Genomic DNA, 25,998 nt, shown 5'->3' with positions numbered 1-25,998 from the left:
TTCGTGTTCGGGCGGCGTCCGAGTCAGCGACCCGGAGCAAGGCCAAACCGAAAGACAATCCAGAGAGAAGCGAGGCAAAGGCAGCTATCGGCGACATTGAAGCTCGGCCAGTGCCAGGGACCGACGTAGAGATCGATGAAGTCGACGACAAATCCGTGAAGGATCCGGTCGCTGAGATTCCCAGCCGCTCCCGCCGCAAGAAGGGCAGCAATCACGTTTGTCTCTCGTCGCCTCCAATCGAGCCTTCGGCCAATCCAGAATCCAACGAGAAGAAACGCGGCTCCTACTCCGATCCATAACCAGTTCTCCCCGGAAAAGAGCCCGAAGACGATTCCGGTGTTCCGGACGGAAACAAGATTCAGCAGCCCGGGAATCACGGAAAGGGTTAAGTGATCGCTGAAGCGGAGAATCAATGTCTTCGTCCCCTGGTCGAGAAGAAATAACCCGAGCAAAAGTCCCCAAAAGAAAGGCGCTGGCGCTCTCCGGCGCGTGGGTTCGCCTTTTCGCTCTCCAGAAGAAACGGACCCGAGCCCATCGCCGTTCGGGCGAAGGAGCGAAGTCATAGGATGCCTTGCTGCTCCAGCTGAGTTAAACGCTCTTCGTTCTTCTCGTCGATGATTTCGCAAATCCGGGGAAGTTCGAGGAGAACCTCCAGGGAAAGCGGAATCCCGGGCGTCGAAAACCCCGTCGTCTCGATGCTCCTTCGGGTCATCGCCAGGTAGACCCAGGCAAAGGTCTCTCCTTCCGAGATTCGGAACTGGGGGTAATCTTCCCAGAAGAGGTCCGAAGCAACTCGGATTTCCATCGTCGCCGCCCCCGCTCCCACTCCACCCGGCAGGGCCTGCTCCACCCTTTCAAATCGGGCAATCCAGTGGGTAACCATTTCCTCGACCCTGTCCCGATCGAGAGGTTCCTCGAAAAGAGCCACAAATCCAGATCGATTAAGCATTGCGCATCGGCATCACAACGTAGAGGAAAGTTTCTTCGTCCTTGAACGTGCAAGGCCCCGAAGCTTCTCCGACCTGGAGGACTACTTCGTCCACCGTGCTTTCCCGTAGTGGATCGATCAGATAAGCGACGTTGAATGCGGCACGAATTTCCTTACCGCCATAGCGGATCGGAATCGCCTCCTTCGCTTCCCCAATCTCCGCAGAGCTGCAGGAGAGCTCAAGCTCGTTATTTTCAAAGCGCAGTCGGACCGGGACAACCTTTTCTCCCGCAACGATCGAGACCCGTCGCAAGCCGGAGAGGAATGCTTCTCGTGAAACATGAATCTTTTCCGAGGCGCCCTCCGGAATCGCCGCTCGATAGTTGGGATATTTCCCGTCTACGAGCTTCGACGAAAACAAGACCTCCCCCGACTGCAAAAGGAGCCGGTTCGGCTCGAGCCAGATCGTGACCTTCCTCTCCTCATCGCCAAGAATCCGCAGGAGTTCCGTAACTGCCCGCGCGGGCACGATCCCCTGGATCTCGTCCTCCGTCCCGTCCGAAACCGGACTTTCCATCAGGGCTAAACGTTTTCCGTCCGTCGCCACTACGGTGAGGTTTTTTTCTTTCCAGCAAAAGAGAGCTCCATTGAGCACATAGCGCATTTCGTCGTTCGACATGGCATAAGCCGTATGGCGAAGCAGTCTTACCAAAGCAGCTTGCGAAATGCCGAAGGACGGAGAATCGCTCAGAGGGGGAGGAGCCGGATAATCGGCAGCCGCCAAGCCGAAAAGACGAAACGAAGAAGAGCCTCCCGTAACCGTACTTTCCTCTTTCTCGTTGGTCGTCAGTGCAAGCTGCTTGGCGGACACTTCCTTGGCGATCGCGAAGAGGCGGCGGGCAGGTAGGGTAGTTCGTCCGGCTTCTTTTACTTCCGCATCGATCCGAAGCCGGAGGGTCGTCTGAAGATCACTCGCAAAAAGCGAAAGTTTTCCCGCCGAATCCGCTTCTAGGAGCACATTGTTCAGGATCGGCAGCGTGGTGCGGCCACCGGCAACGCTTTGGGCTAAGCCAAGGGCGTCCAGAAAGGAAGTTCGAACAATTTCGCATTGCATGGGCAAGTCTGTGGTTAAAGGAGAAAGGATTTCTTCATCGTAATCATCTTCTTGGCGCGCAAAGCCTGGGAATAATTCTGTAAGCTTATGGAATACAACGCTTTGTGCTGGATGCGATTTTGTGAATAACTTAGTTGTCCAGTGGGGTTTCCGCGATCAACTCCTCTGTCGAAACCCAATGCATCGAGTTATTCACCACGGTTCTTCGCTTGTTTACTCCGGATTCTCTAGTTTTTCAATCAGCTCGCGGACGACAGTCTCGAAACGCGATTCGGATTGCAGTTTTTCCGCCACCACGCGCTGGGCATGAAGGACGGTTCCGTGATCTCGGCCGCCGAAGTTTTCGCCGATTTCCGCAAGGGAGCAGGTAGTGAACTTACGGCTCAAGTACATGGCGACCATGCGGGGCAGCGTGATGTGAGCCAGCCTTCGCTTGCTGGTCATGTCCGCAAGCCGAATATCAAAGGTCTCGGCAACCTGTTTCTGAATCGACTCGATGGTCACGCTATGAGTGGAATGTTTATTAAATAGATCCTTAAGAAGGAGTTGCACCTGTCCGGCCGTGAGTCTTTCCGGATGAAGGGCGGCGAAGGCGGCGACTCGATTGAGGGCACCCTCGAGTTGGCGGACGTTACTCTGGATACGCTCTGCGATGGTGGAGAGAATTTCATCGGGCACCGAGATCGAGAGGATACGCATCTTGTGGCGCAGAATCGCTAAGCGGGTTTCCAATTGTGGAGGAAGAAGTTCAGCGGTCAGCCCCCATTCGAATCGAGAGGTGAGCCGTTTTTCCAGAGTCTGCATGGCGCTGGGAACCGCGTCGCTGGTCAGAACGATCTGCTTACTCCCATCGAAGAGGCAGTTAAAGGTGTGAAAAAACTCTTCCTGCGACCGCTCTTTTCCCGCCAGAAACTGGACGTCGTCGAGGAGGAGAACGTCGACCTCTCGGTACTTCCTGCGAAAACGGAGCAGGGCTCCCTTTTGGATCGCGTCGATGAACTCGTTGGTGAACTGCTCGCAAGTAACATACTGGACTTTCAGGGAACGGTGAAGACGATGAATCCCGTTGCCGATCGCCTGCATGAGATGCGTTTTTCCGAGGCCGACTTTGCCGTAAAAGAAAACGGGGTTGTAGGCGCGTGCCGGTGCGTTTGCGACGGCATGGGCGGCGGCATCAGCAAATTCGCTATTGGCTCCGACGATGAAGGAGTCAAACGTGTACCGGGGATTCAAGCCGTTGGAAGAGACCGTTTCCGAGGCACCATTCGTTCGTAGTTCCGGTTTCTCTGCCTTCCGGGGCTGCTCTGCAGCAGCGGCATGGGTTCCGGAGGGCGCGGCGGGAAAGACGACACGCACCTGTCGCCCGAGAATTTTCGCCAAGGCGCTGGAAAGCTGAGGCAGATAATTTTCTTCAATCCAATAACGGTAAATGGAGTCTGGTGCTTCCAGGGTGATCTGCTCCTCGGAGAGGGCCAGAATTCGAAGGGGGCAAAACCAGCGTTCCACCGCGTCGCGAGACGCCGTAGTTTGCATCTCCTGGCAGACTTTTTCCCAGATCCACCCGAACTCTGCGGACGTGTTATTCACAACTTATTCACCAAGATGGGCATGAGCTCGGACTTCGCAGAGCTTGTAGTTCATAAATATATGACCATCAAACTGTTGCATGATAGAATAAGGTTGGATTCGAGCAATCGACAAGAGCAAGCCTACGCACCAATTTGCAAGGTTGTTCACAGGAACTTCGACCGACGAATCGGCCTCGTGCTCGGTAGAAAGACGGATCCTAAGTTTTGGAAGGAGAGTGGACAAGGGAATCTCTCAGCGGGGAAACTATTTTTCCTTTCCGTTGACGGCAGAATATTTCCTGCTCCTCCTTGGCCGAAACGGAAGACGAAATTCCGTCAATCTGGAATCGGCGGAAGGGAGGGGACGGGAGCGGGTACTCAGCCGGAACCCTTTTCGGCTGTGCTCGGGGCAAGAGAAGCAGAAACTGCTTCGCGCATGATTGAAATGGGTGCGGAAGTCCCCGTCCAGAGTTCAAAAGCCAGGGCTGCCTGATACAGGAGCATTCCGAGTCCGTTCGCCGTCAAGGCGCCTCTTGTCCGAGCAGCTTGGAGCAGAGGCAGATGGGCGGGCCAATAGCGCAGGTCGAAGACGAAAAGACCGGGACGAAGCAGCCGATCGAGAAAGCCGGGATTCCTCAAAAGAGCGGGCTCATCGGTGAGAGAACAGACGAGAAGGTCGGCATTCGAGGCGGCTCGGCAAAGAGGGACATCCTCCCACGGTACGACCTCGATCCGGGAGCGCGGCTCGAGCTCTCCGGCCAGGCTAAGGGCCTTGGAGGTCGTGCGATTGGCGAGGTGAAGAAGCGGGCAACCCTCCCAGGAAGCCTGGCGAGCGAGGGCCGCACCCGCCCCACCGAGGCCCAGGAAGAGGACGCGCAGTTCCCGAAGGGAAACAGGAAAGGCCTCCTCCAGGGCGAGCACCCATCCCTTCCCATCGGTATTGTGCCCCTCGAGCATCCCTTTCTCGTGCCGCACCGTGTTGACCGCACCGAGCTGTACCGCGGTGGTGGCCTGCCGGTCGCAGAGCCGAAACATCTCCTGCTTGAGGGGGGCGGTGCAGTTCCATCCGGAAAAGCCGATCCTTTTGAGCCGATCGACGACCGAGCCGAGTCCGGCGGTGTCCACCTCTACACGCCCGTATCCTCCCGGCCAGCCGATGGCGGCGAATGCCGCTTGGTGGATCGCCGGAGAGAGGGAATGGGCGATCGGGGAGCCGAGAACCGCGTAGGATTTCGGCCATGGGAGAGACTCAGGCAAGTTGAGAAGATGCCAAATTGCGCTTGCGACGGCGGCCATATGGGGGAATTTATGAGAATTTAGAGGAAAAGAAGAGGATCGACAACGAACCCGATGGGGAAAGATGCCCTCATTGGAGCGAACCGGGCTGGAGCTTGGCGGTCGACAAGAGAAGAAGATGAGTGCGAGGGGCGGACAGAGATTCGTCCGGTAGGTGATGCCACTTCCCGGACTTTGCGAAGCGATGCTCCGGTCCTACGAAGAGGATGGGGGCGCGAATCGGGCCGACCGTGCCAACCTTCCTTCGAAGCCGGCCGTAGGCCGATTCATGGAAGATCTTCTGGCCCTGCTTTTCCCCGGTTTTCACTCCCCTCCACCACACTCCTCTCGGGAGTTGACCGACTTCGTCGAGGAGAGGCTGGCGCGACTCCATCGGGGTTTGATCGAAGAACTTCGCATGAGTGTGGGCCAGAACGAGGAATCCGGGTTGGCGGCGGATGCGGTCGCCGGCTGGTTTCTCGAACAGCTTCCGGAAATACGGAAGAGGCTTGCCACCGATGTCGCGGCGACGTTTTGCGGAGATCCGGCGGCAGCAAGCACCGAAGAAGTCCTGCTCGCCTATCCGGGAGTGGAAGCGATTGCGACCTATCGGCTGGCCCATCTTCTGTACCTGCGCGGTGTGCCGCTGCTGCCGCGCATGATGACGGAATGGGCCCACAGCCGGACGGGAATCGACATTCATCCTGGCGCGGAGATCGGCCCTCACTTCTTCATCGATCATGGAACAGGGATTGTCATCGGGGAGACCTGTCGGATTGGCGAAGCCGTCAAGATCTACCATGGCGTCACCCTTGGGGCGCGATCGACCGCCGGGGGAAGAAAGCTTCGAGGAAGCAAGAGACACCCGACGATCGAGGATCACGTGACGATTTATCCCGGCGCGACGATCCTCGGGGGAGAGACGGTTATCGGCGCGCACAGCGTGATTGGGGGAAACGTCTGGCTCACGGAGGCGGTGCCGCCCTACTCGGTGGTGACGTTGGTCGCGCAGGAAGCCGAAGTTCGAAAACGGGGATCGGACCCCGGAATCGTCGACGGCGCATGAGTCGGATCTATCTCGACTACAATGCGACGACTCCCTTGGAGCCCAGGGCTCGAGCGGCCATGGAGCCCTACCTGGATCCGCGGGGCAATCCCTCCAGCTTGCATGCGGAAGGAAGAAGCGCACGTGCGGCAGTGGATCTAGCCCGGGAAAGAATTGCCGCCCTTTTGCGGGTGCAGCCGAGGGAGATCGTCTTCACGGCCAGCGGCAGCCAGAGCGACACCCTGGGCGTGGTCGGGCTGGCGCGCGGCTTGCAGAAAAAGGGCAGGCACCTGATCTGCTCGGCTGTGGAGCATCCAGCGGTGCTCAAGTCGATGGCCTTCCTCGAAGAAGAAGGATTCACCGTATGCAGGGCGCCGGTCGATCGATTCGGGGCCGTCCGTCTGGAAGCGCTGGAAGAAAGCTTTCGCCCCGAGACGACGCTCGTCTCCATTCTTTCGGCGAGCAACGAGATCGGTACGCGGCAGCCGATGCGGGCGATTGGAGAGCTCTGCGAGGAGCGAGGGGTTGTCTTTCATAGCGACGTCGTCCAGAGCGCCGGGAAGGAAGAGCTTTGCTTCGCGCACTGGGGGGTATCCTCTGCCAGCCTGGCGGCTCATAAGTTTGGAGGGCCGCTCGGAGGAGCCTTGCTCTATGTCCGGGCCGGCCTCCCCCTGGATCGGGTCATCTTTGGAGGGGAGCAGGAAGGAAGCCGATGGGCGGGCACGGAGAATGTCGCGGCGATCGTCGGCATGGCGGAAGCGCTGGCATGCGCTGAGGAAGAGCGGGAGAACGAGGCCGTACGTCAGCGCGAACTCACGGAACTCCTTTGGCATAGAATTGCCGATCTTCCCCGGGTCGTGCGATGGGGCGATCCGGTGGAGCGGCTCTCCAACACCCTTGCGGTCAGCTGTTCGGCGTTGGATGGAGAGAACCTGTTGATCGGACTGGACTTGGAAGGAATCGCCGTTTCGGGGGGTGCGGCATGCTCCTCCGGAACCTTGCGCCCCTCGCCCGTTCTCTTGGCGCTGGGAGCCAGCGAGGCGGAGGCCCGCTCGATGGTCCGGTTTTCGCTGGGAAAAGGAGTGGGGCCGGCAGACATCGAGGAGAGCGCCGCTCGATTCCGGAAAGTGGTCCTGGAGCAGTTGGCAGGTTGACAGCCTGTCTTATAAGAGTTGCCCCCGATCTTCCTGCCCGGCGCTCGATTCCGGGAGAGGAAGCGAGACCTGCCCGTCTGGGAAGAGGCTCGCAAGGCCGTCGCGGAAGGGGAGGAACTCCAGGCCGAGATCCCTGGCGGCGATGGATGAGTCGGCGATGTTTCCTTCCTCGAGCATGAGGAGCTGCTCCCGTCCAATGGGCAGGTTCGAGGGGAGCTTTGCCGCGAAAGGCGCGAGCCCGAGCACGACGGACCAGGGAATGGAGACAAAGAGAACGGGACGGGATCGCAGACTCAGCAAGCTCAAGCTACCCCAAGCGGCCAGCAAGACGCTCCAGTCTTCCGGGGAAAAGCCGCCGGCAAAGGCAACGAGAGCGGAAAGCGGAAAAAAGGCGAAGAGTATCGCGAAGAGGAAGAGACGCGAGCAGAGCCGAGGCCAGGAAGGAGTACGGCAGACCACCTGGTGCTCTCTTTGCAGGAGAAGGAAACAGATCTCCGAAAGGCTGATCCGATCCGGTCCGCAGAGCGGATACTCTTTTCCGATCGTCTCCGGGAGGATGAGTGCCCGCGTAAAGGCGGTGACGACATCGCGAACGGCGACGGGCTGAAGCAGGCTAGCCCCTCCCCCGGGAAGGGGAAGCATTCCGAAGTAGCGAAAAAAGCTTTGCGAGAAGAGATTGCGCAGGACGCTAAGAAAGCGGTCGCCTTTTCCGTAGATGACGGAAGGGCGGAAGATGGTCCAGTGGAGATCGCTCGACCGAACCAGCTCTTCGGCGGTCCACTTCGTCTGGTGGTAGCGAGAGGCGGCATAGGGGCGGGCACCCAGCGCACTCATATGGATCCAGCGGCGTACGCCATTTTCCTTTGCCGCAGCGAGCAGGTGGCGCGTGACCTGAACGTGCGCTTCCCGGTAAGAGCTCTGCGGATTCTCCGTCAAAATCCCGACGAGGTGAATGATCGCATCGGTTTCCCGGGATGCGCGACGGCAGGCATCCGGATCGAGAGGGCTTCCTTCGATGATGGTGCAGCGCTCTGCCGGGAGCGCTCTTCCGCGGGTCGCCCGACGGGTGAGGAGCCGAACTTGGTATCCGAGTTCGACCAGCCGGGGGATCAGATGGCTTCCGACGAAGCCGGTACCCCCGGTCACGAGAACGGTCGCCATCTGCCTTTTCTCCTTGAGCAATCGATGGGGGAAAGCCTGCTCCCTTCCCTCGTCCAGTCCATCCGGCGGCTGCACACACCGCCTCTAAGAGCTTGGGTACTCTCGAATCGGACCCACTGGCAAGCGTGAACTCTCCTCGTTGCAAAGAGTCAGGAAAATAGGATGTGCAAAGGGGATTTGCGAAATGTCCGGATTTCGGCTATTGGGCAGATTCCATGAAACGATGGCCTCTTCTGATTGCTGTCTATGCCTTCTCTGCGTACGCATTCTGCTTTGCCAAAGGATCGGAGCCGCCGGCGCGAGGCAGGCAAGGGGCGCCGACGGCCTTTTCGGCGCTTGCGGTGGCACAGCAGTATGCTCCCGAGGGGTCGCAAGCAAAGATGCTGGCCATCGTCGGCCCACGCAGCAAGACCTCTCTCACCCCGACCAGTTGGCAGTTCGTGTATTGGAACCAGGGCGGATGGAAGAATCTCAAGCGGATTACGGTGGCTGGCGGCCAGGTGCGTGACGTGCGGGAAGGGATTGTGGAGATCGGGCGGCGCGGCGTGCTGCGGTACAAGGAGGAACAGGCCTTTGACCCGAGCCGGTTAAAGGTTGACTCGGACCGAGCCCTCCAGGTTATCTTGAAGACGGGAGCGGCCGGGAAGGCGAGGCTGAGCACCGTTCTTTTCGAGCTCGCCCGAATGGGGGAGGAACGGGAGCCGAGTTGGGAAATGCGCTTCTATGCGGACCGGCGGGGGGTGGAAGCAGACATCGGGAAAGCTCGCGTGGGGGCGGTTTCCGGAAAGATTCTCGAGTTGCGGCTGGATCCGGGCCGGGTGGCCGAAGGGTCTTAGTTGGACAAGACAGGAGAAGACGGCGGGCAGGACGCCCGCTCCGAGGGGAGTTGACCGAGTTTTTGAGCTGCGGAAGCAGACATGAGCGCGTTTTTGCGATGGCTCTCGCTGGTCGGGAGCGTAGTGGTCCTGGCTCTTCTGCCGTTCTCCTCCCGAGCGGAATTGAGCCCTCTGGCTCCCGAACCCGATTGGGGCGCGCTCGACGCGTTCCAGGAAACCATGACGAGGGAGGAGTTCGTTCACTGGATCAACACCCTCTTCTCTCCGGATGGTTCCTTCTGGAAGTTTACCGTCATTAATGGCAACGAGGTCACGCTCTTTGGGGACAAGGAGCACACGCGACTCCTCTGCCGCCTTCGGCTGGCGCCGGATCTGGAATCGCAAAACCCCCTCCGGGCGACGATGGTGAGCGCTTGGAAGCTCTCGAAGGCCGGAGCGACCAACGCGAAGCCGCTGCGCGGCCTCGTGGTTTGTCTTGACCCCGGACATATCGGTGGCCCGTGGGCGAAGATGGAGGGGCGCTACTTTCGGATTGGCTCGGATCCGCCGGTTCTCGAGGCGGAGCTCAACATGCGGGCGGCGCGACATGCGGCTAAGTTGTTGGAGAGCGAGGGTGCCACGGTGGTCTGGACCAAGCGGCTGTTCGAGCCGGTAACCGCTCTTCGTCCGGCCAGTCTTCGCGAGGAGGCTCTGGCCGTCCTCTATCCCGTTGGAAGCGCGGCGACCATGCCGGCGAGCTTTTCTCCCGAATTGGAGCGCAGCATCGTCCGGGAAGAAGAAGTTCTCTTCTATCGGAATGCGGAAATTCGGGCGCGCGCGGAATTGGTGGCGAAGCTCCATCCCGATCTGACCCTTTGCATTCATTTCAATGCGGACAAATGGTCCAGCAAGCCGACCCGTGCGGAACTCATCCCTCAAAGCCGCCTAGTCGCGTTCGTTCACGGCGACTATTCCGAAGAAGAGTTGATGTACGACGATCAGAAGTGGGATCTGCTCTTCAAGCTCTTCTCGCGCACAAGCATCCCAGAGGCGGAAGCGGCGGAATCGATCGCCAAGCAGATGGCAGCGACATGGAACTACCCGCCGGAGAATTATGCCAATTGGAGCGCGGCTCGACGGGTTGGGCCAAGTCCGTACGTATTTGCCAGGAATCTCCTGGCAAACCGCATCTACCGTGGGCCGGTGGTCTTTGTCGAAGGTCCCTACATGAATGCCCAGGATGCCTACGACCGGATCATCGCGGGGGATTATGAGGGGACCAGGATCATCGGCGGCCAGCCCTATCGGAGCATCTTCGCCGAATATGGGGAGATCCTGGCACGCGGCGTCACTGCCTGGGTAGGTGGACCGACGTCGGCCGTGGTCCATCACTGACGAGTTAAGCCGGCGCGCCTCGGCTACGAAATTTGCGAGAAATGGGGGCTAGATCAGCCCGAGCTGCATCTTGCCTTGCTCGCTGATCATCCCTGGGTTCCATGGCGGATCCCAAACCAGATCGACACGAGCATCCGCCACGTTGGGAATTTGTCGAATGCGGGATTGGGCATCCTGGGCAATGACGACACCCATGCCGCAGCCGGGAGCGGTGAGCGTCATCTTGATCACGATCTCGAAGGTGCCCTCTTCGCGAGGGAGAATCTGGCAGTCGTAGATCAGGCCCAGGTCGACAATATTGACGGGTATTTCCGGGTCGAAAACCTCTCGGAGGCGGCTGTAGACCATTTCCTCATCCACGTGCGCCCCGGGCTGAGGCAGAGCCCCGGACTCCTCCGCACGCGAGGCTTGGCCGATGGCGTCGGCATCCTTGGCATCCAGGCGTACCAGGGAGCGGGCATCGTACAAGAGAGTGAACGATCCGCCGAGGGATTGCGTGATCACCACCGGCTTGTCCTTCTGAAGTTGGATAGGCGCGCCGCTGGGGATCTGTACCGCATCCACGGTTCGAGTTAAGAAGACGGATTCTTGTGCCATTGTTGTTCCTCGCTTCGCCGATCTTAGGCTGAATGGATCGAAGGTTAGATTCTCCTTGAGCCGGAGGCAATAGGGAAGTAGACGCGAGGAAGTTCGGAAGAAGGTTCAGGGACGTCTTGGTTGGCTCAGGGAGGAGTCGATCTCCTCAGCCAGGGTCCGCTTGGCATCGGCATCCGGAATCCGGTCGATCACGTCGGTTAAAAAGCCCAGAACGAAAAGCCGCTGCGCGGCTTCGAGCGGGATGCCGCGTTGCAGGCAATAGAAGAGCTCTTCCGGGTCAACCTGCCCAATGGTAGCGCCATGAGTGCAGCGAACGTCATTGGCCAGAATTTCCAGTCCGGGTAAAGCGTTGGCCTCGGCGTCCGGGCTCAAGAGGAGATTGCGGTTGCTCTGATAGGCATCCGTCTGTTGAGCTCCCGGGTCGACGTCGATCATGCCGGCGAAGATCGTTCGAGAGGAGTCGTACAAGGCGCTTTTGTAGAGAAGGTCGCTTCTTGTGTTCGGTGCGGAGTGCTCCTGAAAGGAACGCTGGTCAAATTCCTGTCGATCTCGCGCCATGGTGGCGGAGAGCATGACGCTCCGGGAGCCGGGACCGAGGAGGCGGCTTCTGCTTTCGGTCCGCGTATATCCTCCCCCTCGATTCAACTGGAAGCTCGTGGAATTCGCATCGCGGTCAAGTCGGACGGAGGCGAGATCGAACGAACAGGTTCCTTCCGCCCAGTTCCGACCCGTGAAGATTTCGAGTTGGGCTCCCGCGCCAAGGAAAAGCTCCTGCACGGAACAGGCAAATCCCCCCTTGGGGTTTGTGGAGCCGAACCGGAGGTGAATCCGCGCGCGGGCATTTTCCTGGAGGACGACCAGGATGTGAGGGAAAGTCGCCGCATTCTCCTCGCTCAACCAGAAGGAGAGATCCACGGTCTGCTCCAACTCGACTCCGGCGGGGACGTACAACAGGGCTCCTGCGGTGGCGCAGGCGCGATGGAGGGTTTCGAGTTTCTCCGCGCCCAGGGCGACCCGTTCGCGGAAGAGGTAGCTTTTCAGAAGGTCTGCTGCGCCGTTCGCGGCCTCGAGCAGAGGGGTAAGGAGAACACCTTTTTTCTTCGCTTCCGGGGAGAGCGATCGGGAAAAGAGAAGAGAATCGTTGGCAAATAAAAGGGCAGGCGCCTGTCCGCGCTGAAAGAAGGCCTGAAGTTCGGTCCGGGAGGGCTCCGGGACGGGAAACCCAGCCGTGTACCCGGTGAACGCCAGCTTACCGAGATCAGTAAAGCGCCACCGCTCGTCTTTACGGCTCGGCATAGGCAAGCGCTCGTAGTCGACCCATGCCGCTTCTTGGATTTCCTTCCACCAGGTGGGAAGCGGGGTCTGCTTTGTTCCGCCGTTGTACATTTCGGGGAGCATTCGTCTGATCATGTTCACGTCCCGTCCTCGATCGACGTTCAACCGACGGAGCCTTCCATCTCCAGGTCGATCAATCGTTTGAGTTCGACGCTGTATTCCATCGGGAACTCTCGGACGAGATCGTTGACAAAGCCGTTGACACTCAAACTCATGGCTTCGGCCTCCGGCAGGCCGCGCTGCTGCATATAGAAGATCTGTTCCGCGCTGATCTTGCTCACGCTTGCCTCATGTTGGACCGAGCTCCGGTTCCCGCGGAGAGTGATGGCCGGGTAGGTATCGGTGCGGGAGCTTGTGTTGATGAGAAGCGCATCGCATTCCGTGTTGTTTCTACAACCCTTGAGATGGTTCGGAATCTTCACCAATCCCCGATAGCTGGAGCGCCCTTCGCCGATGCTGATGCTTTTTGCAATGATGTTGCTGGTCGTCTCATCGGCGAGATGGATCATCTTGGCCCCGGTATCCTGGTGCTGACCGTTGTTGGCCAGCGCGATGCTGAGGACCTCTCCGCGCGCCTTCCGGCCGCGAAGGATTACCGCAGGATATTTCATCGTCAAACGGGAGCCGATGTTGCAATCGATCCAACGAATCTCCGAGTTTTCCATAGCCATCCCCCTCTTGGTGACCAGGTTGAAGACGTTGGGACTCCAATTTTGAACCGTAATATACTGGATCTTGGCTCCCGGAAGCGCCACCAGCTCGACGACAGCGCTGTGAAGCGTCGCCGTATCGAAGCGAGGTGCCGTGCAGCCCTCCATGTAGGTCACTTCGGAGCCCTCGTCGGCGATGATGAGAGTGCGTTCGAATTGGCCGAAGCTTTCCGCATTGATCCGGAAATAGGCTTGCAGCGGATGGCTCAGCTTGACCCCCGGAGGGATGTAGATAAAGCTCCCGCCGCTAAAAACCGCGCTGTTCAATGCGGCAAATTTGTTGTCGCCCGTCGGAATGACCTTGCCGAACCATTTGCGGAAAATTTCCGGGTGCTTGTGAAGCCCCTCGGTGCTCCCCACGAAGATGACGCCTTGGTCGCGCAGCGCTTCTTTCATGTTGGAATACGCCGCCTCGCTGTCGAACTGGGCCTCGACTCCGGCCAAAAACTTTCGTTCCTGTTCTGGCACGCCGAGTCGCTCGAAGGTCCGTTTCATTTCCTCCGGAACATCTTCCCAGGTCCTGCCGGCCTTCTGGCCGTGGGCGAGATAATACCGGATCTGGGAAAAGTCGAGCTCCGCCAATTGCTTGCTTGCCCAGTGAGTCGGAAGCGGTTCTCGGAGGAAGGTTGCTAATGCCCGTTTGCGGAAGTCGCGGAGCCACTCGGGGTCGTTCTTGGCCTCGCAGATATAATCGATGGTCTGCTCGGAGAGGCCCGCTCCCGCGTCGTAGGCATACTCCATCTTATAGTGAAAGTCTCCCACGCCCCGGTCGAGTTGGAGCAGATCCGTTCCGGCAATCGCCTGCTGTTCGGTCATAATCGAGTCTTCCTTTTCTTTAACCTATCCCGGAGTACCTGCCCCCGCCAGGGGAGAAACTTCCGAGGAGCCGTATCGCTCCTCCAGGAAGCCGTATCCGCGCTTCTCGAGCTCTAAAGCGAGTTCAGGACCTCCGCTCTGGACGATCCGGCCGGCGACCATGACGTGGACGAAGTCGGGCGAGATATAATCGAGGAGCCTCTGATAGTGAGTGATGATGAGGAGACCCGCTTCCGGGCCGCGCAGTCGATTGACCCCACCGGCGACGACCTTCAGGGCATCGATGTCGAGGCCGCTGTCCGTTTCATCCAGAACGGCGTAGCGGGGTTGGAGCATGGCCATTTGCAGGATTTCCGCCCGTTTCTTCTCTCCCCCGGAAAACCCGGAATTGAGCGGGCGGGAGCTGAAGGTGCGCTGCATACCGAGGGCGTCCATTTCGTGATAGAGCTTCTGGTAGAAGTCGGTCACGGAGAGCGACTCCCCCTCGGGGAGCCGAGCTTGTGTAGCGGCGCGCAGGAAGTTGGCGATGCTGACTCCGGGGATCTCGCAGGGGTATTGAAAAGCGAGGAAAAGCCCCATTCTCGCGCGCTCGTCGGGCTCCCGCTCGAGGAGCGAGACGCCGTCCAAGACAACGGAGCCCTGGGTGACTTCGTAATCGGGATGGCCGGCCAGCACCTTGGAGAGGGTGCTTTTCCCGGACCCGTTCGGGCCCATGATGGCATGGGTCTCCCCTGGCCGAATCTCGAGGGAAATCCCACGGAGAATGGCCCGTTCGACGATTCTTGCATGGAGGTCGCAGATTTGAAGACTCATGAATCCAGTGGTTTCTTCGTTTTCCTTTTCTTCCCGGTGAGCAATAACCGTGCCGACTTCAGCTCTCCGGGAAAGACCTAGCGCTCTCGGAGAAAACTCTACACTTTGTCGCGACCATAACATGGCGAAAAGGAGAAGAAGCAGCAATTTGTCTTTTTTAATACCAACCATAAGGTATTCGTAGGCGAAGAGGCGATCCCGGAGCGGGAGGCCGCTCTGCCCGGAAAGACGGAGTGTAGCTCAGCCTGGTTAGAGCGCTTGCTTTGGGAGCAAGAAGTCGCAGGTTCGAATCCTGTCACTCCGAGGCGAGGCGGGTGGTCGATCCGATTTCCGTGGAGGGAGCGATCCCCCCCTTGGCTCCGTCGAGATGAGCAAGGACTCGCTCTTTGTCCCTGGCATGACGAAAGGCATCGTCGGCAGTGACCATTCCGGCTTCCCAGAGGTCCAGGATGGCTTCGTCGACGCGCTTGCCGCCCGGCGGGCCGACTTGAACGAACTCTCCCAGAGAAGCGGATGCTTCGGCGCGAATGGCCGCTGCTACTGCGGGATGGCCGGGCAGGATCTCGTAGAGGACGGCGACTCCCTGCCCATCCCGACGGGGCAGGAGGGTCTGGGAGACAGCAGTGCGCAGGGTTGCCGCCAGACGGTCGGCTTCCGAACGCTTGCCGCTCTGGGCGAGCGTTCGAAGCAAGCTTGTGATCGCGCCGGCAGCTCCGCCCTCGGCCTCATGAGCGGCGAGCACCAACTTGCCGGATTCCGCGAGATCGAGCGCCGCTTCGATCTCCGCCGCCTCGCGCAGGGAATCGATGGCCACCAGTTCCCCCTCCAGAGCAAGAGCAGAGACCAGTGCGCTGGTCATGTCGGGAAAATGCCGAGGAATCTCCCAGTGGCTGATCCAGCTCTGTTCCGGACGGTAGGAAAATCGGGCGGGTGCGTCTTCCAGCACGAGGATATGCCAGGATTGGGAGCTGCTCAGCCAAGCGACCAGGCTGCCGAGGAGGGTTGTCTTCCCTGTGGCAATTCCGCCCCCGAGCACAACCAGCCCTCGAAGGTCGGCTAAATGGCGAAGAGCGGGAGGGAGGTTCCGTTCGTCAATCGCTGGCGGGGGAAGGATAGGCAGAAGGACGGCTCCAAGACCCTGTTCTCCCGAAAGGAAACGACCGCGAAAGAGAACGCCGTCGGGACCGGAAAAGAGAAATTGGCCGGTGCCGATTTGCTCCGCCTCGCTCCATCCCTCGTGGCCGACCAGCGTTTGAAGCCAAAGGGTCGCCTGCTGGCGCGAGACCGGAGCGAACGGCAAGGGGTGGAGCTCTCCGTCCACCCGCGCGGAGGGTGCTTCCCCCTCGAAGAGGTGGATGGCGGTCGAGCGGGCTTGAAGGGCCGACCCTAGAATGTCGTTGAGATTCTTCACCAGACGCGGGAAGGATTGGGCGCGTGCATTCTCTCCGCCCATCGCGACCGGTTTCGACAGCGGGTATAAGCGCCCTCCATCCTGATAAGACCTTGTTGAAACAGCCGCCAAAGAGAGTCGTCGATCGGCTGAAAATGAGATCCGCCTGCCGCGTCGAGAACGTTCTCTAGCCGACTAGGGTCCGCCTTCAACAAGGCGACTCCCGCCGCCGGTACATTTCGAAAGAGTTCGCATGCGGCTACGCGCCCTTTCCCTGTGGCAAGCGGCACCAGTTCCAGGGAGAGAATGGCCCGGAGGGTTCGCACGAGCAAGGAACGGCTCCCCCCATGGGGCATCGCCGCACAGAGCTCCCGCAGGGCCTCCGTTACGCTTCGAAGACCGAGCGTCGCCATCACCAGTACGCCGGTCCGGGCGGTCTCCTCGACCAGCAGGCGAAGCGTTCCCCGTCCGACGGAGGCATCAAGAAGGAGAATATCGGGGTCGAGCGCAAAAGCCGCGCGAAGAACCTTGTTGCGATCCGCCCTGAGGTCGGAAAAGGCGATGCGGACGATCGGCCGGCCCTCTTCCTTCCAGGGATGTTCCGGAAGTTGCTCCAAGAGGACGAGCCTTCCGGTGCGCGTGCGGTGGATGCGCCGGGCAAGGGCCGAGAAAAGAGTCGTTTTCCCCTGGCCGACACCGCCCGCAACGACCACCAGCCCCGATGGGATTGCGGCCAGTTCCCCCGCGTCTTCCATTCCGAGCGCACGCAGTTCGATCGGATCGGGAAATGGCAAGCGAAAGCTCAGAAAGTAGCTCGTTGCATCGCGGCCGACGGTAAGCCGGGCTCGCGGCTGCTCTCGCCCGTAGGGGAGGGAGGCCCATCCCTGTCGTTTCAGTGTTTCCCGATCGCGGGACGGAAGAATCTGTTCGACCAGCTCTTCTGTTTGCTGCGGGGAGAGGATGCCCCAGCTCGCTCCCAGACCTCGGAGCAGCCCCAGGCAACGGCAGAGAGGAGAATGGAATGGGACCAAGTGCAGGTCGGACGCTCCCTGCGCGGCGGCTTCCGTCAAGCACTGATCGACGAACGGCTGTCGGCGCGTTTCTTCCCGCCGCGTCGTCTCCTTCCCTTGCAGCGCAATCCGCTGGTTCGAGTCGATGATCCCCTGTTCGCATAGCAGATCCGCCGCGTTCGCCTCGGGCAACGCCGACAGGGCGGCGCGGATCGCGGGAAGCCGCGCCTCCTCCAGCCAGCGACGGACAACGGCGACCGCCAGAATGCGCTCGTTCTCCAGAGGGTCCACGGATAAGCGTCCTACCGCCGCCACTCTATGATGGCGGAAGACCGATTCCAAGCCCGCGCGATTCCATTGCCGGGGTCGGAGGGAGGCAGAGGGGGCGAGAGCCCCCGACGATCTTCCCGCGGGAAGAGCCATTGTACTTTGCGAAGGAAGCGGTTTCTGCTAGAGGGAATGGGTCATGTCTCCACGAACGGCGACGGTCGAACGATCGACGAAAGAGACCGAGATCTCTCTTTCGCTCCACTTGGACGGTTCCGGAAGGGCGGAGTGCGAGACCGGGATTCCCTTCTTCGATCACATGCTCTCCCTTTTCGGCCGACATGGCCTCTTCGACCTCCAGGTTCATGCTCGCGGCGATCGCGAAGTCGACTTCCATCACACCGTCGAGGATGTGGGCATCTGCCTTGGACAAGCCGTGGGAAAGGCGCTGGGCGACAAGAAAGGTATTCGCCGCTACGGATTCGCGTTGATTCCGATGGACGAGGCCTTGGCGCAGGTGGCGCTCGACCTGAGCGGCAGGCCGTTTTTTGCCTTAAGCAAAGCGGATCCCCCTCCCCTCTCCCTTCTCTACGCAGGTTCCTTTTCCGCACAACTCCTCGAAGAATTTCTGCGGGCCCTGACTGTCCATGGGATGTTGACGCTCCACCTCGAGATCCGTGCCGGCAGGGATCCGCATCACCTGTTGGAGGCGTCGTTCAAAGGGGTGGCGCGTGCGCTGGCGATGAGCGTGGAGAAGGACGAGCGGGTGGTCGATATACCCAGTACGAAGGGGGTTTTGTAGCGCAACCTTGGGAAAGGAGGGGAGGTGCTTTCGCTACGCGATCTGGCCCGTCTTGCTGAGCGATATGCTCCCCTCTTAGATCGGCCGACCAAAGCGTTCGATCTCCGGGGCAGGACCTTCGGCGGTCGATCGACTGCCTCCTCTCCCCATCTCATGGGGGTGGTCAATCTCTCTCCCGACTCCTGGTATCGAGAGAGTGTGGTCCTTACACCGGAAGCTGCGATCCGCCGGGGGCAGCTCCTGATCGACAGCGGGGCGTCCATCCTCGATATCGGGAGCGAGTCCTCCCTCGATTATGCGGCTCGTGTCGAACCGGAAGCCCAGATTTATAAGCTGATCCCCGTCGTCGAAGGGTTGGTCGCTCGGCAACTCCTTGTTTCCGTAGAAACCTATTATCCTCTGGTGGCGCAGGCCGCTCTTCGCGCGGGGGCTGCGATCATCAACTTCACCGGAAGAGACGGTCTGGAAGAACTCCTTCCGCTCATTGCCAAGGAAGACGCGGGGTTGATCCTGAACTTTGTGGAAGGCGCGCATGTGCGCGATCCCCGCTCGGTTCGCCTCTCTGACGACGCCATCGGCAGCCTGCTGCCGTATTTTGAAACGCGGTGCCGCTTAGTGGAAAGCGCCGGAGTGCGCAGGCTCTGGATTGATCCGGGTCTAGGATTCTATTATCCGAATCTCCAGGACGGGGCGGTGCGGATCGAGCGGCAAATGGAAATGTTCTTGGGAACCTTTCGCTTGCACGAGTTGGGTTGGCCGGTCTGCCATGCGCTGCCTCACGCCTTCGAATGCTTCGAGCAGGAAGTCCGATGCGCGGAACCGTTTTTCGCGGTCCTCGCCCTCCTCGGCCAGACCGACCTCTTACGCACTCACGAAGTCAGCCGTGTCCTGGGAGTCGTCCGGGCGATGAGGCTCTTTGACAGCCGGCAGACGTCGGGTCCTACTCTTCGGCAAGAGGTCCCAGGATGACTTCGCGCACGGTCATGCCCGCCGGAATCATCGGCAAGACATGTTCGGTATAGGGGACGTGGACGTCGACGACGTAGGGGGTTTCGGCCGAGAGGAGGCGCTCGAGCGCGGGACGCAGCTCTTCGGGATGGCGAACTTCTTCCGCGGGAACACCAAAGCCCTCGCAGATCTTCCGATAGCTAGGATAGTGTTGCTCCGTATTCCGGGGGTTGCCGAGATAGGTGTGGGCCCGATTCCCGGCGAAAAAATGATCCTCCCATTGCACAACCATTCCCAGGTGCTGGTTGTTGAGGATGACCGCCTTTGCCGGAATCCCCTCGGTAACCGCGGTGGCAAGCTCCTGAATATTCATTAAGAAGCTTCCATCGCCGTCGATATCGATCACTTGCCGATCCGGGAAAGCCACCTTTGCCCCTAAGGCCGCCGGGTAGCCGAAACCCATCGTACCCAAGCCCGAAGAGGAAAGAAAACTACGGGGCCGGGTGAACTGGTAAAACTGGGCCGCCCACATCTGGTGCTGCCCCACGCCGGTGGTGATGATCGCCTCTCCTCTTGTCAGGTGGAAAAGCTCTTCGACGACCTGCTGCGGCAGGATCGCTCCGGAGACAGGACGGTAGGAGAAAGGATAGCGTGACTTCCACTGGGCGATTTGCGCATGCCAGGCTTGGTGAACCTTCCTCGGGCGACGCTCGGCCGCGAGCATCTCGTTCAGCCGGTCCAGGGCGTCCCGGATGTCACCGAGAATCGGCAAGTCTGCTCTCTTGTTTTTGTTGAGCTCGGAATGGTCGACGTCCACGTGGATGATCTTGGCCCGCTTGGCGAATTCTTCCACGTTTCCGGTAACGCGGTCATCGAAGCGGACCCCCATGGCCAAGAGAAGGTCGCACGCATCGGCGGCATAGTTCGCGTAGACGGCTCCGTGCATGCCCAGCCACCGGAGAGACAAGTCGTGCGTTTCGGGAAAGCAGCCGATTCCCATAAGGGTCGTGGCCACCGGCACGTGGGTCTTTTCCGCGAAGCAACGGAGCGCTTCCCAGGCGTCGCCGGAGAGAATGCCTCCGCCGACATAAAGCAAGGGACGCTCTGCGGTTTCCAGCGCAACCAGTAGCGATTCCAATTCCTCGTCCGATGCCTGCGGCACCGGCTTGCATCCTCCGAACGATGGGCTGGACGGTTGCGAATCGACGGGAGCCTGCTGCACATCCTTCGGGATGTCGAGCAGGACGGGACCGGGCCTCCCGGTGCGGGCGAGCAGAATCGCCTCGTGCACGATCGAGGGGAGGTCGTCGGGAGAGATGACCAAGTAGCTATGCTTGACGATCGGAAGCGTAAGCCCAAAGACGTCGGTCTCCTGAAACGCCCCCCGACCGATCATCTCTCGTTTCACCTGACCCGTAATGGCGACGAGCGGCACGGAATCCATGTAGGCATCTGCGATTCCGGTGACGAGGTTCGTCGCACCCGGGCCGCTCGTCGCCATGCAGACCCCCACTTTCCCACTGGCCCGGGCGTATCCCTCGGCCATGAAGGCGCCCCCCTGTTCGTGACGGGGCAAAACGGTGCGGATCTTCCGAGAGCGGCTCAACGACTGATGCAGGACCATGCTGGCTCCGCCGGGATAGGCGAAAACAGTATCGACGCCGGCTTTTTCCAAAGCGGCCACGACAGCGTCGGCGCCGTTCTTGTAGCTCTGCCCGGAGAACTCGGCCGGATGGGAAGCAGGGTTGCCGTGTGGGGTAGTTTTTTCGAAGTCCTTGCGGCTCACGTTTTGCATATCGCTTGGAGGATATCTGCCAGGAGGATATTCTCTTGCTCACCTCTTTCTTCTGCGAGAAGAAAACACGAAAACGTAGATCAAACGCCGATTCCCGTCTAGGCGGACTTTGGAAAATCTGGGCCCAGGCCTATCCGCCGCGCCTCGGGTACGTACCTTGTGAGACATGCAGGCTAAAGCGTTGGATCGAGAACTGAGGAAATGCCCGCGCACATCCTGAGGGAAAGACCGGTTACCACCCTGAACTTCATGCTAAATTAATACCGTGGGATGACCGAGTGGGGGAAGATTGACCGAAGAATCAGGCGAAGAGAAAACTCGCCTTATGGCACTCATCACTTGGACACGAGAACAGTTCGGCACGAATGTTTCCGTTCACGATCAAGAGCATCAGTCCCTCTTCGAGAGGCTGAACAACCTGGACTCGACGCTTGTCTCGGGAGACCGAGGAGCAATCGGAGCGGCCTTGGACTCGCTGATCGATGTGGTCGCGAAGCATTTTGCCTCGGAAGAAGCGAACATGCAGAAGATCGGCTATCCCGGACTGGCGGCCCACAAAGCGGCGCATGATAAGCTAGTCGAGACCTGTGTAGATCTGCAAAAGAAGTTCCATGAGGGCGGGGCGGAGGTGACCCCGGAGACAACCGCCTTCGTAAGGGACTGGCTCTACAACCATATCCCAAACATCGACAAGGCTTATGGCCCTCACATGAACGGCAAGGGGATCGTCTAGCCGGAGGAGCCTTTCTCGGGATGTGCGGGGTCGGGCGCGCTGCGTGCCCGGCCCCGTCGTGTTTTCTCGAATGCAAGCCTATTTGCGGCGCTTCGGCTACGAACTTTGTGAGCAATGGCGGCTTAGGAAGAAACGGGGGAAGGAACGCGGGAATCAAGAAGAGTGGATGCAGCAGGCTTGACAGTCGTTTCTCGCTTCCTTATTGTCTTTCTTCCCGTGAAAAGTTTTAGTGCGAAACCCGCCGAGGTTCGGCGTTCTTGGTACATACTGGATGCAGCGGATCAACCCGTGGGTCGGATTGCGGAGCGCGCGGCGGTTTTGCTTCGCGGCAAGCACAAGCCTGACTATACGCCTCACGTCGACACGGGTGACCATGTCGTCGTGATCAATGCGGGGCGGGCGAGCTTTACCGGGAAAAAAGAGGTGACCAAGACTTACATGCGGTATTCGGGCTTCATCGGCGGTCACCATTCCGATACGGTGAGGGACGTTCGGGGGAAGAAGCCCGCATTTTTGATCGAACACGCCGTGAAAGGCATGATTGCTCACAATCGGCTGGGGCGAAGAATTTTCCAGAAGCTTCATGTTTACGTAGGCGAGGAGCATCCGCATGGCGCTCAGCAGCCCGTAGCCGCACCGAATCTCTGACAAGGTTATGACGACGCAAAGTGAATGGAAGGCAACGGGCAGGCGCAAGACAGCGGTTGCCTCGGTGAAGCTCCTTTCCGGGACGGGGATCTTTCACGTGAATCGGCGGCTGCTCGAGGACTATTTTCCGGAATCCGCCCAGCGTCTTGCCGTCTACAAACCCCTGGAACTCAGTGAAACCCTGAAGAAATTCGATTTCGAAGCCCGCGTACGAGGCGGCGGCTTGACGGGTCAGGCGGATGCCTTGTGTCTGGCGTTGAGCCGGGCCCTGGTGCGGTGGCAACCGGAAATCCGGCCGAAACTTAAGGAAGCCTCCCTCCTTACCCGAGATCCCCGGATGAAGGAGAGAAAGAAATCGGGTCAACCGGGCGCACGGAAGCGGTTTCAATTTTCGAAGCGGTAACGCTTCTTCGTTCACCGAGAAGAAGCCAGGGCAGACCGACTGCTGCCTTCTCCCCGAAACGGGCACCATCATGGGGTCGTACCGAGTTGCCGTGGTCGGCGCAGCGGGCTACGCGGGGGAGGAACTCGTTCAGCTTCTTTCTCGTCATCCCGGGGTTGCTCTCTCGCTCTTGACCTCCCGTACGCGCCGGGGAGAGCGAGCGGACAAGGTGATCTCGGGGTTGCCGGATGCGGCCGGCCGGCTCATTTTCGAGGAGCCGGAGATCTCTCGGCTCTGCGAGGCGGATCTTGTCTTTTTGGCTCTGCCTCACGGAGCCGCTGCGGAATATGCCATCCCGCTGCGAGAAGCGGGCAAGATTGTCGTCGATCTGAGCGCGGATTTTCGTTTGCGGAATCCACGACAGTACGAGGTCGATTACGGGTGGTCTCACCCTGCTCCGACGCTGCTTTCCCAGGCGGTCTACGCCCTGCCGGAGCTGCACCGGCAACAGATTCGTCAGGCGGACCTGCTTGCGATGCCTGGATGCTACCCAACCAGCATTCTCCTGGCTCTCTACCCCGCCCTTGCCGCCGATTGGTTGCGTGAGGAGGGGATCGTCGCTTCCTCGCTCAGCGGAACCTCGGGAGCAGGGAGAAGGCCGGAAGTGCCCCTCCTATTTAGCGAGATGAGCGAAAATGCGCGTCCTTACGGGGTCCCCCGCCATCGGCATGTGGCCGAAATGGAGCAGGAGATCGATCGGCTGGCGGGCCGGAAGGTCGACCTTGCCTTTGTGCCTCACCTGATTCCGCTCGCTCGGGGCATCCTTTCGACGATCGTCTGTCCCCTCCGGGCCGACATCGGTCCGGAAGAGGCGCATGAACACTACCGGTCTTCCTATCGAGCCGATGCTTTCGTTCGCGTGTTGCCGCTTGGGGAGCTTCCTGCCCTCCGCCACGTTGTCCGGACGAACCGAGCGGAGGTTGCCCTGGAATATGACGGGGCGCATCGTCGTCTCCTGCTTTTTTGCGCAATCGACAATCTGGGGAAAGGGGCGGCGGGTCAAGCCGTGCAGGCGATGAACCTCCGTCTCGGCCTTCCCGAGGAAGAAGGGCTCTTGCGGTGACCGAAGATATTACGCCGGTCGAAGAAGGGAGTGTCACGACGCCGCGCGGCTTTCAGGCGGCCGGGGTCGCTTGCGGGATCAAGGCCCGCGGGGAGAAAGATCTTTCCCTGATCTGCTCCGAGCGGGCTGGGCGTGTCGTGGGGCTCTTTACCGAGAACCGGCTGCCCGCCGCGCCGGTGTTGCTTTCGCGGGGGCATGCCGCGCGGGGCGTAGGACGCGCCGTTGTCATCAACTCCGGCAATGCGAACGCCTGCACCGGGCCGGCCGGGATGGCGAACGCAACGGAGATGGTCAACCGGGTGGCCTCTGGAATCGGTTGCCCGCCCGAGGAGGTGTTCGTCTGCTCGACCGGCCGGATCGGCATCCCGTTGCCGATGGCGAAGGTGCGAAGGGGGATCGATGAGGCGATCGAGCAGCTCAGCCCTCAGGGCGGGGACGATGCGGCGTTGGGAATTCTGACGACGGATACCTATCCCAAAAAGATGGGGCTCAGGGTCAGCTTGGGGGAGCAGGAGCTCTTTCTGGGCGGCATCGCCAAGGGTGCGGGCATGATCGATCCGCATCTCGCGACGATGCTCTGCGTGATCACGACCGACGGAGATGTTTCGGAAGAAGCGCTTGCCGCCGCCGCGCGCCGGGCTGTGGCCGACAGCTTTAATCGGATCAGCATCGATGGAGACTGTTCGACCAACGATACCGTCTTGCTCTTCGCCAACGGCTTGGCCCGCAACCCCACTTTAACTCTGGAGAGCGGAGATTTTCGTCTCTTCCAGTCGGCGCTCTCGCTCCTCATGGGCCGATTGGCGCGCATGATCGTGGAGGATGGCGAGGGAATTTCCAAAGTGGTCGAAATTCTGGTGCAAGGGGCTGCCGATGATCGCGATGCCGAACGCGTGGCTCGGGCGGTGGCTCATTCGCTTCTTGTCAAATGCTCGTGGCATGGAGAGGACCCCAATTGGGGACGGCTCTTAGCCGCCATCGGTTATTCGGGAGCCGCCGTGGATGGAGAACGGGTGGATATTTTTTACAACGGGGTGCAGGCGGTCGCGGGCGGAGCGCGGCGCTCTCGAACTCCGGCGGGACTTTTGCTAGAAGTGGTCCGCTTGCCCCAATTTACGATTCTCATCGACCTGGGAATCGGATCCGGGCATTTCCGGCTCCTGACCACCGATCTGACCGAACGCTACGTTCGGATCAACAAGGGGGAATAGCCTCCGCTTTTTCTTGTGAGGCGCGGGCTCCGTTACTACGGTAGTGCTGCTCCGCTCTCCGAGCCATCCTATGACACCTGCGGATAAGGCTAAGATTTTTCTCGAAGCGCTGCCCTACGTGCAGCGCTTCCGCAACGCGCGCTTCGTGGTGAAGTACGGCGGTGCCGCCATGGACGATGCGGAGTTGGTGCGCCACACCCTTCGAGATCTGGTGCTGCTCGAGGCGGTGGGCATTCACGTGGTGTTGATCCATGGGGGCGGACCCGCGATCGGCCGCGCGTTGAAAGAGGCGGGGATCTCATCTTCCTTTGTGGAAGGCTTGCGGATCACTGACGCCGCCACCCTGCAGGTGATCGAGCGCGTGCTCTGCCATGAGGTCGGCCCGGCCCTGGTGGGGACGCTGGAGAGTCTGGGCGGGAAGGCGCGGCAACTTCTCGGCCAAGGGGTGTTTTCCGTGAAACCATTGGGAATGACCGGATTTCATGGAGAGCAGAGCACCCTGGGATTTGTCGGAGAGCCGGATTCCGTCAACGAGAAGTCGATCGACTCGCTCTTGGCCGAGCGCGTCATTCCCGTCATTTCTCCGCTCGGACGCGGAAAGGACGGCCAGTTGTACAACATCAACGCTGATACCGCTGCCGGCTGCCTGGCCTCTGCCCTGCGAGCGGAAAAGCTGGTCTACTTGACGGACGTCAACGGCGTGCTTCGGGATCCGCAGGATCCCAAATCGACGATCTCGGTCCTGACTCCCAAGGACGTCGCCGTGCTCCAGGAGCGGGCTGTGCTGCGGGGAGGCATGTTGCCCAAGGTGCAGTCGGCCTTGGCGGCGCTTCGGGCCGGAGTCGGAAAGGTTCACCTTTTGGATGGACGAATCCCCCATGCGCTTCTCCTGGAAGTATTCACCGATTCCGGGGTCGGTACGGAACTTGTGCTGTGAACCGAGATTCCGACACTCCCCGTTCC

At 60.0% G+C, this 25,998-nt stretch carries 25 protein-coding genes and 1 tRNA gene; 13 read left to right on the top strand and 13 right to left on the bottom strand.

Annotation, left to right across the window (positions count from 1 at the left end; translation table 11 throughout):
- Positions 1 to 23: 23 nt before the first annotated feature.
- The 5 genes from lspA to aroE form a co-directional block, all read right to left on the bottom strand.
- Positions 24 to 563, bottom strand: a complete 540-nt coding sequence (gene lspA, locus MAMT_RS01620; RefSeq protein WP_142659203.1) for a signal peptidase II — start codon at positions 561 to 563, stop codon at positions 24 to 26.
- Positions 560 to 949: a hypothetical protein gene (locus tag MAMT_RS01615; protein ID WP_142659202.1), complete on the bottom strand. Its 390-nt coding sequence runs from the start codon at positions 947 to 949 to the stop codon at positions 560 to 562. Before MAMT_RS01615 ends, lspA begins: the two co-directional genes overlap by 4 nt.
- Positions 942 to 2,042: a DNA polymerase III subunit beta gene (dnaN, locus tag MAMT_RS01610; protein ID WP_142659201.1), complete on the bottom strand. Its 1,101-nt coding sequence runs from the start codon at positions 2,040 to 2,042 to the stop codon at positions 942 to 944. Before dnaN ends, MAMT_RS01615 begins: the two co-directional genes overlap by 8 nt.
- A 213-nt stretch (positions 2,043 to 2,255) precedes the next feature.
- Complete coding sequence (dnaA, locus tag MAMT_RS01605) at positions 2,256 to 3,629, bottom strand: chromosomal replication initiator protein DnaA (RefSeq protein WP_142659200.1); 1,374 nt, start codon at positions 3,627 to 3,629, stop codon at positions 2,256 to 2,258.
- A 359-nt stretch (positions 3,630 to 3,988) separates the two neighbouring features.
- Positions 3,989 to 4,867 (bottom strand): shikimate dehydrogenase, encoded by an 879-nt coding sequence (aroE, locus tag MAMT_RS01600; RefSeq protein WP_178086846.1) that lies wholly within the window; start codon positions 4,865 to 4,867, stop codon positions 3,989 to 3,991.
- Positions 4,868 to 5,063: 196 nt separating this feature from the next.
- Here aroE and epsC point away from each other — a divergent pair, with 196 nt between their 5' ends.
- Entirely contained in the window at positions 5,064 to 5,951 is an 888-nt protein-coding gene (epsC, locus tag MAMT_RS01595) for a serine O-acetyltransferase EpsC (protein WP_142659198.1), read from the top strand.
- Entirely contained in the window at positions 5,948 to 7,084 is a 1,137-nt protein-coding gene (locus tag MAMT_RS01590; RefSeq protein ID WP_142659197.1) for a cysteine desulfurase family protein, read from the top strand. Before epsC ends, MAMT_RS01590 begins: the two co-directional genes overlap by 4 nt.
- 9 nt (positions 7,085 to 7,093) lie before the next feature.
- Here the strand turns inward: MAMT_RS01590 and MAMT_RS01585 are convergent, their stop codons facing one another.
- Positions 7,094 to 8,245 carry a complex I NDUFA9 subunit family protein gene (locus MAMT_RS01585; RefSeq protein ID WP_142659196.1) on the bottom strand — a complete coding sequence of 384 codons (1,152 nt, stop codon included), beginning with the start codon at positions 8,243 to 8,245 and terminating at the stop codon, positions 7,094 to 7,096.
- 215 nt (positions 8,246 to 8,460) lie between these two features.
- Here MAMT_RS01585 and MAMT_RS01580 point away from each other — a divergent pair, with 215 nt between their 5' ends.
- Both MAMT_RS01580 and MAMT_RS01575 read left to right on the top strand, forming a co-directional pair.
- The gene (locus tag MAMT_RS01580; protein WP_142659195.1) at positions 8,461 to 9,081 is read left to right on the top strand and encodes a hypothetical protein; all 621 of its coding nucleotides are present in this window, start codon (positions 8,461 to 8,463) and stop codon (positions 9,079 to 9,081) included.
- Positions 9,082 to 9,162: 81 nt separating this feature from the next.
- Complete coding sequence (locus MAMT_RS01575) at positions 9,163 to 10,455, top strand: N-acetylmuramoyl-L-alanine amidase (RefSeq protein ID WP_142659194.1); 1,293 nt, start codon at positions 9,163 to 9,165, stop codon at positions 10,453 to 10,455.
- A 48-nt stretch (positions 10,456 to 10,503) separates the two neighbouring features.
- On the opposite strand, the gene sufT is transcribed toward MAMT_RS01575, so the two are convergent.
- From sufT to sufC, 4 genes are all read right to left on the bottom strand, one after another.
- Entirely contained in the window at positions 10,504 to 11,052 is a 549-nt protein-coding gene (sufT, locus tag MAMT_RS01570) for a putative Fe-S cluster assembly protein SufT (protein ID WP_142659193.1), read from the bottom strand.
- A gap of 105 nt (positions 11,053 to 11,157) precedes the next feature.
- Positions 11,158 to 12,462 (bottom strand): Fe-S cluster assembly protein SufD, encoded by a 1,305-nt coding sequence (gene sufD, locus MAMT_RS01565; protein ID WP_246186467.1) that lies wholly within the window; start codon positions 12,460 to 12,462, stop codon positions 11,158 to 11,160.
- A 26-nt stretch (positions 12,463 to 12,488) separates the two neighbouring features.
- Complete coding sequence (gene sufB, locus MAMT_RS01560) at positions 12,489 to 13,913, bottom strand: Fe-S cluster assembly protein SufB (RefSeq protein ID WP_142659191.1); 1,425 nt, start codon at positions 13,911 to 13,913, stop codon at positions 12,489 to 12,491.
- A gap of 24 nt (positions 13,914 to 13,937) precedes the next feature.
- Positions 13,938 to 14,726, bottom strand: a complete 789-nt coding sequence (sufC, locus tag MAMT_RS01555) for a Fe-S cluster assembly ATPase SufC (RefSeq protein ID WP_142659190.1) — start codon at positions 14,724 to 14,726, stop codon at positions 13,938 to 13,940.
- 229 nt (positions 14,727 to 14,955) lie between these two features.
- Here sufC and MAMT_RS01550 point away from each other — a divergent pair.
- A tRNA-Pro gene (locus MAMT_RS01550) sits at positions 14,956 to 15,030 on the top strand.
- On the opposite strand, the gene MAMT_RS01545 is transcribed toward MAMT_RS01550, so the two are convergent.
- Positions 15,022 to 16,179, bottom strand: coding sequence for an ATPase, T2SS/T4P/T4SS family (locus MAMT_RS01545; RefSeq protein WP_142659189.1), 1,158 nt, complete (start codon positions 16,177 to 16,179; stop codon positions 15,022 to 15,024). The genes MAMT_RS01550 and MAMT_RS01545 overlap by 9 nt on opposite strands.
- Positions 16,134 to 17,417: an ATPase, T2SS/T4P/T4SS family gene (locus MAMT_RS01540; protein WP_178086844.1), complete on the bottom strand. Its 1,284-nt coding sequence runs from the start codon at positions 17,415 to 17,417 to the stop codon at positions 16,134 to 16,136. The genes MAMT_RS01545 and MAMT_RS01540 overlap by 46 nt, the downstream gene beginning before the upstream one ends.
- Before the next feature lie 175 nt (positions 17,418 to 17,592).
- Here MAMT_RS01540 and hisB point away from each other — a divergent pair, with 175 nt between their 5' ends.
- Positions 17,593 to 18,195, top strand: coding sequence for an imidazoleglycerol-phosphate dehydratase HisB (gene hisB, locus MAMT_RS01535; RefSeq protein ID WP_142659187.1), 603 nt, complete (start codon positions 17,593 to 17,595; stop codon positions 18,193 to 18,195).
- Positions 18,196 to 18,219: 24 nt separating this feature from the next.
- Positions 18,220 to 19,164 (top strand): dihydropteroate synthase, encoded by a 945-nt coding sequence (locus MAMT_RS01530; RefSeq protein ID WP_142659186.1) that lies wholly within the window; start codon positions 18,220 to 18,222, stop codon positions 19,162 to 19,164.
- On the opposite strand, the gene ilvB is transcribed toward MAMT_RS01530, so the two are convergent.
- Positions 19,136 to 20,938: a biosynthetic-type acetolactate synthase large subunit gene (gene ilvB / locus MAMT_RS01525; protein WP_142659185.1), complete on the bottom strand. Its 1,803-nt coding sequence runs from the start codon at positions 20,936 to 20,938 to the stop codon at positions 19,136 to 19,138. The genes MAMT_RS01530 and ilvB overlap by 29 nt on opposite strands.
- Positions 20,939 to 21,263: 325 nt before the next feature.
- Here ilvB and MAMT_RS01520 point away from each other — a divergent pair, with 325 nt between their 5' ends.
- The 6 genes from MAMT_RS01520 to argB all read left to right on the top strand — a co-directional run bounded on the left by MAMT_RS01520 (position 21,264) and on the right by argB (position 25,972).
- The gene (locus MAMT_RS01520) at positions 21,264 to 21,671 is read left to right on the top strand and encodes a bacteriohemerythrin (RefSeq protein WP_142659184.1); all 408 of its coding nucleotides are present in this window, start codon (positions 21,264 to 21,266) and stop codon (positions 21,669 to 21,671) included.
- A gap of 216 nt (positions 21,672 to 21,887) precedes the next feature.
- Positions 21,888 to 22,319: a 50S ribosomal protein L13 gene (gene rplM, locus MAMT_RS01515; RefSeq protein ID WP_178086843.1), complete on the top strand. Its 432-nt coding sequence runs from the start codon at positions 21,888 to 21,890 to the stop codon at positions 22,317 to 22,319.
- A gap of 7 nt (positions 22,320 to 22,326) precedes the next feature.
- A complete protein-coding gene (gene rpsI, locus MAMT_RS01510; RefSeq protein WP_142659182.1) occupies positions 22,327 to 22,722 on the top strand; it encodes a 30S ribosomal protein S9 in 396 nt (131 codons plus the stop codon).
- Between the two features lie 70 nt (positions 22,723 to 22,792).
- Positions 22,793 to 23,824 (top strand): N-acetyl-gamma-glutamyl-phosphate reductase, encoded by a 1,032-nt coding sequence (argC, locus tag MAMT_RS01505; RefSeq protein ID WP_142659181.1) that lies wholly within the window; start codon positions 22,793 to 22,795, stop codon positions 23,822 to 23,824.
- Positions 23,821 to 25,035 (top strand): bifunctional glutamate N-acetyltransferase/amino-acid acetyltransferase ArgJ, encoded by a 1,215-nt coding sequence (gene argJ, locus MAMT_RS01500; protein ID WP_142659180.1) that lies wholly within the window; start codon positions 23,821 to 23,823, stop codon positions 25,033 to 25,035. Before argC ends, argJ begins: the two co-directional genes overlap by 4 nt.
- A 70-nt stretch (positions 25,036 to 25,105) precedes the next feature.
- A complete protein-coding gene (gene argB, locus MAMT_RS01495; protein ID WP_142659179.1) occupies positions 25,106 to 25,972 on the top strand; it encodes an acetylglutamate kinase in 867 nt (288 codons plus the stop codon).
- Positions 25,973 to 25,998: the final 26 nt, after the last annotated feature.

The organism is Methylacidimicrobium tartarophylax, from assembly GCF_902143375.2.
In the GTDB taxonomy this organism is placed as follows: Bacteria; Verrucomicrobiota; Verrucomicrobiia; order Methylacidiphilales; family Methylacidiphilaceae; genus Methylacidimicrobium; species Methylacidimicrobium tartarophylax.
Note: the sequence above shows the minus strand (reverse complement) of the source record. Positions and strands in the feature narration are given on the sequence as shown.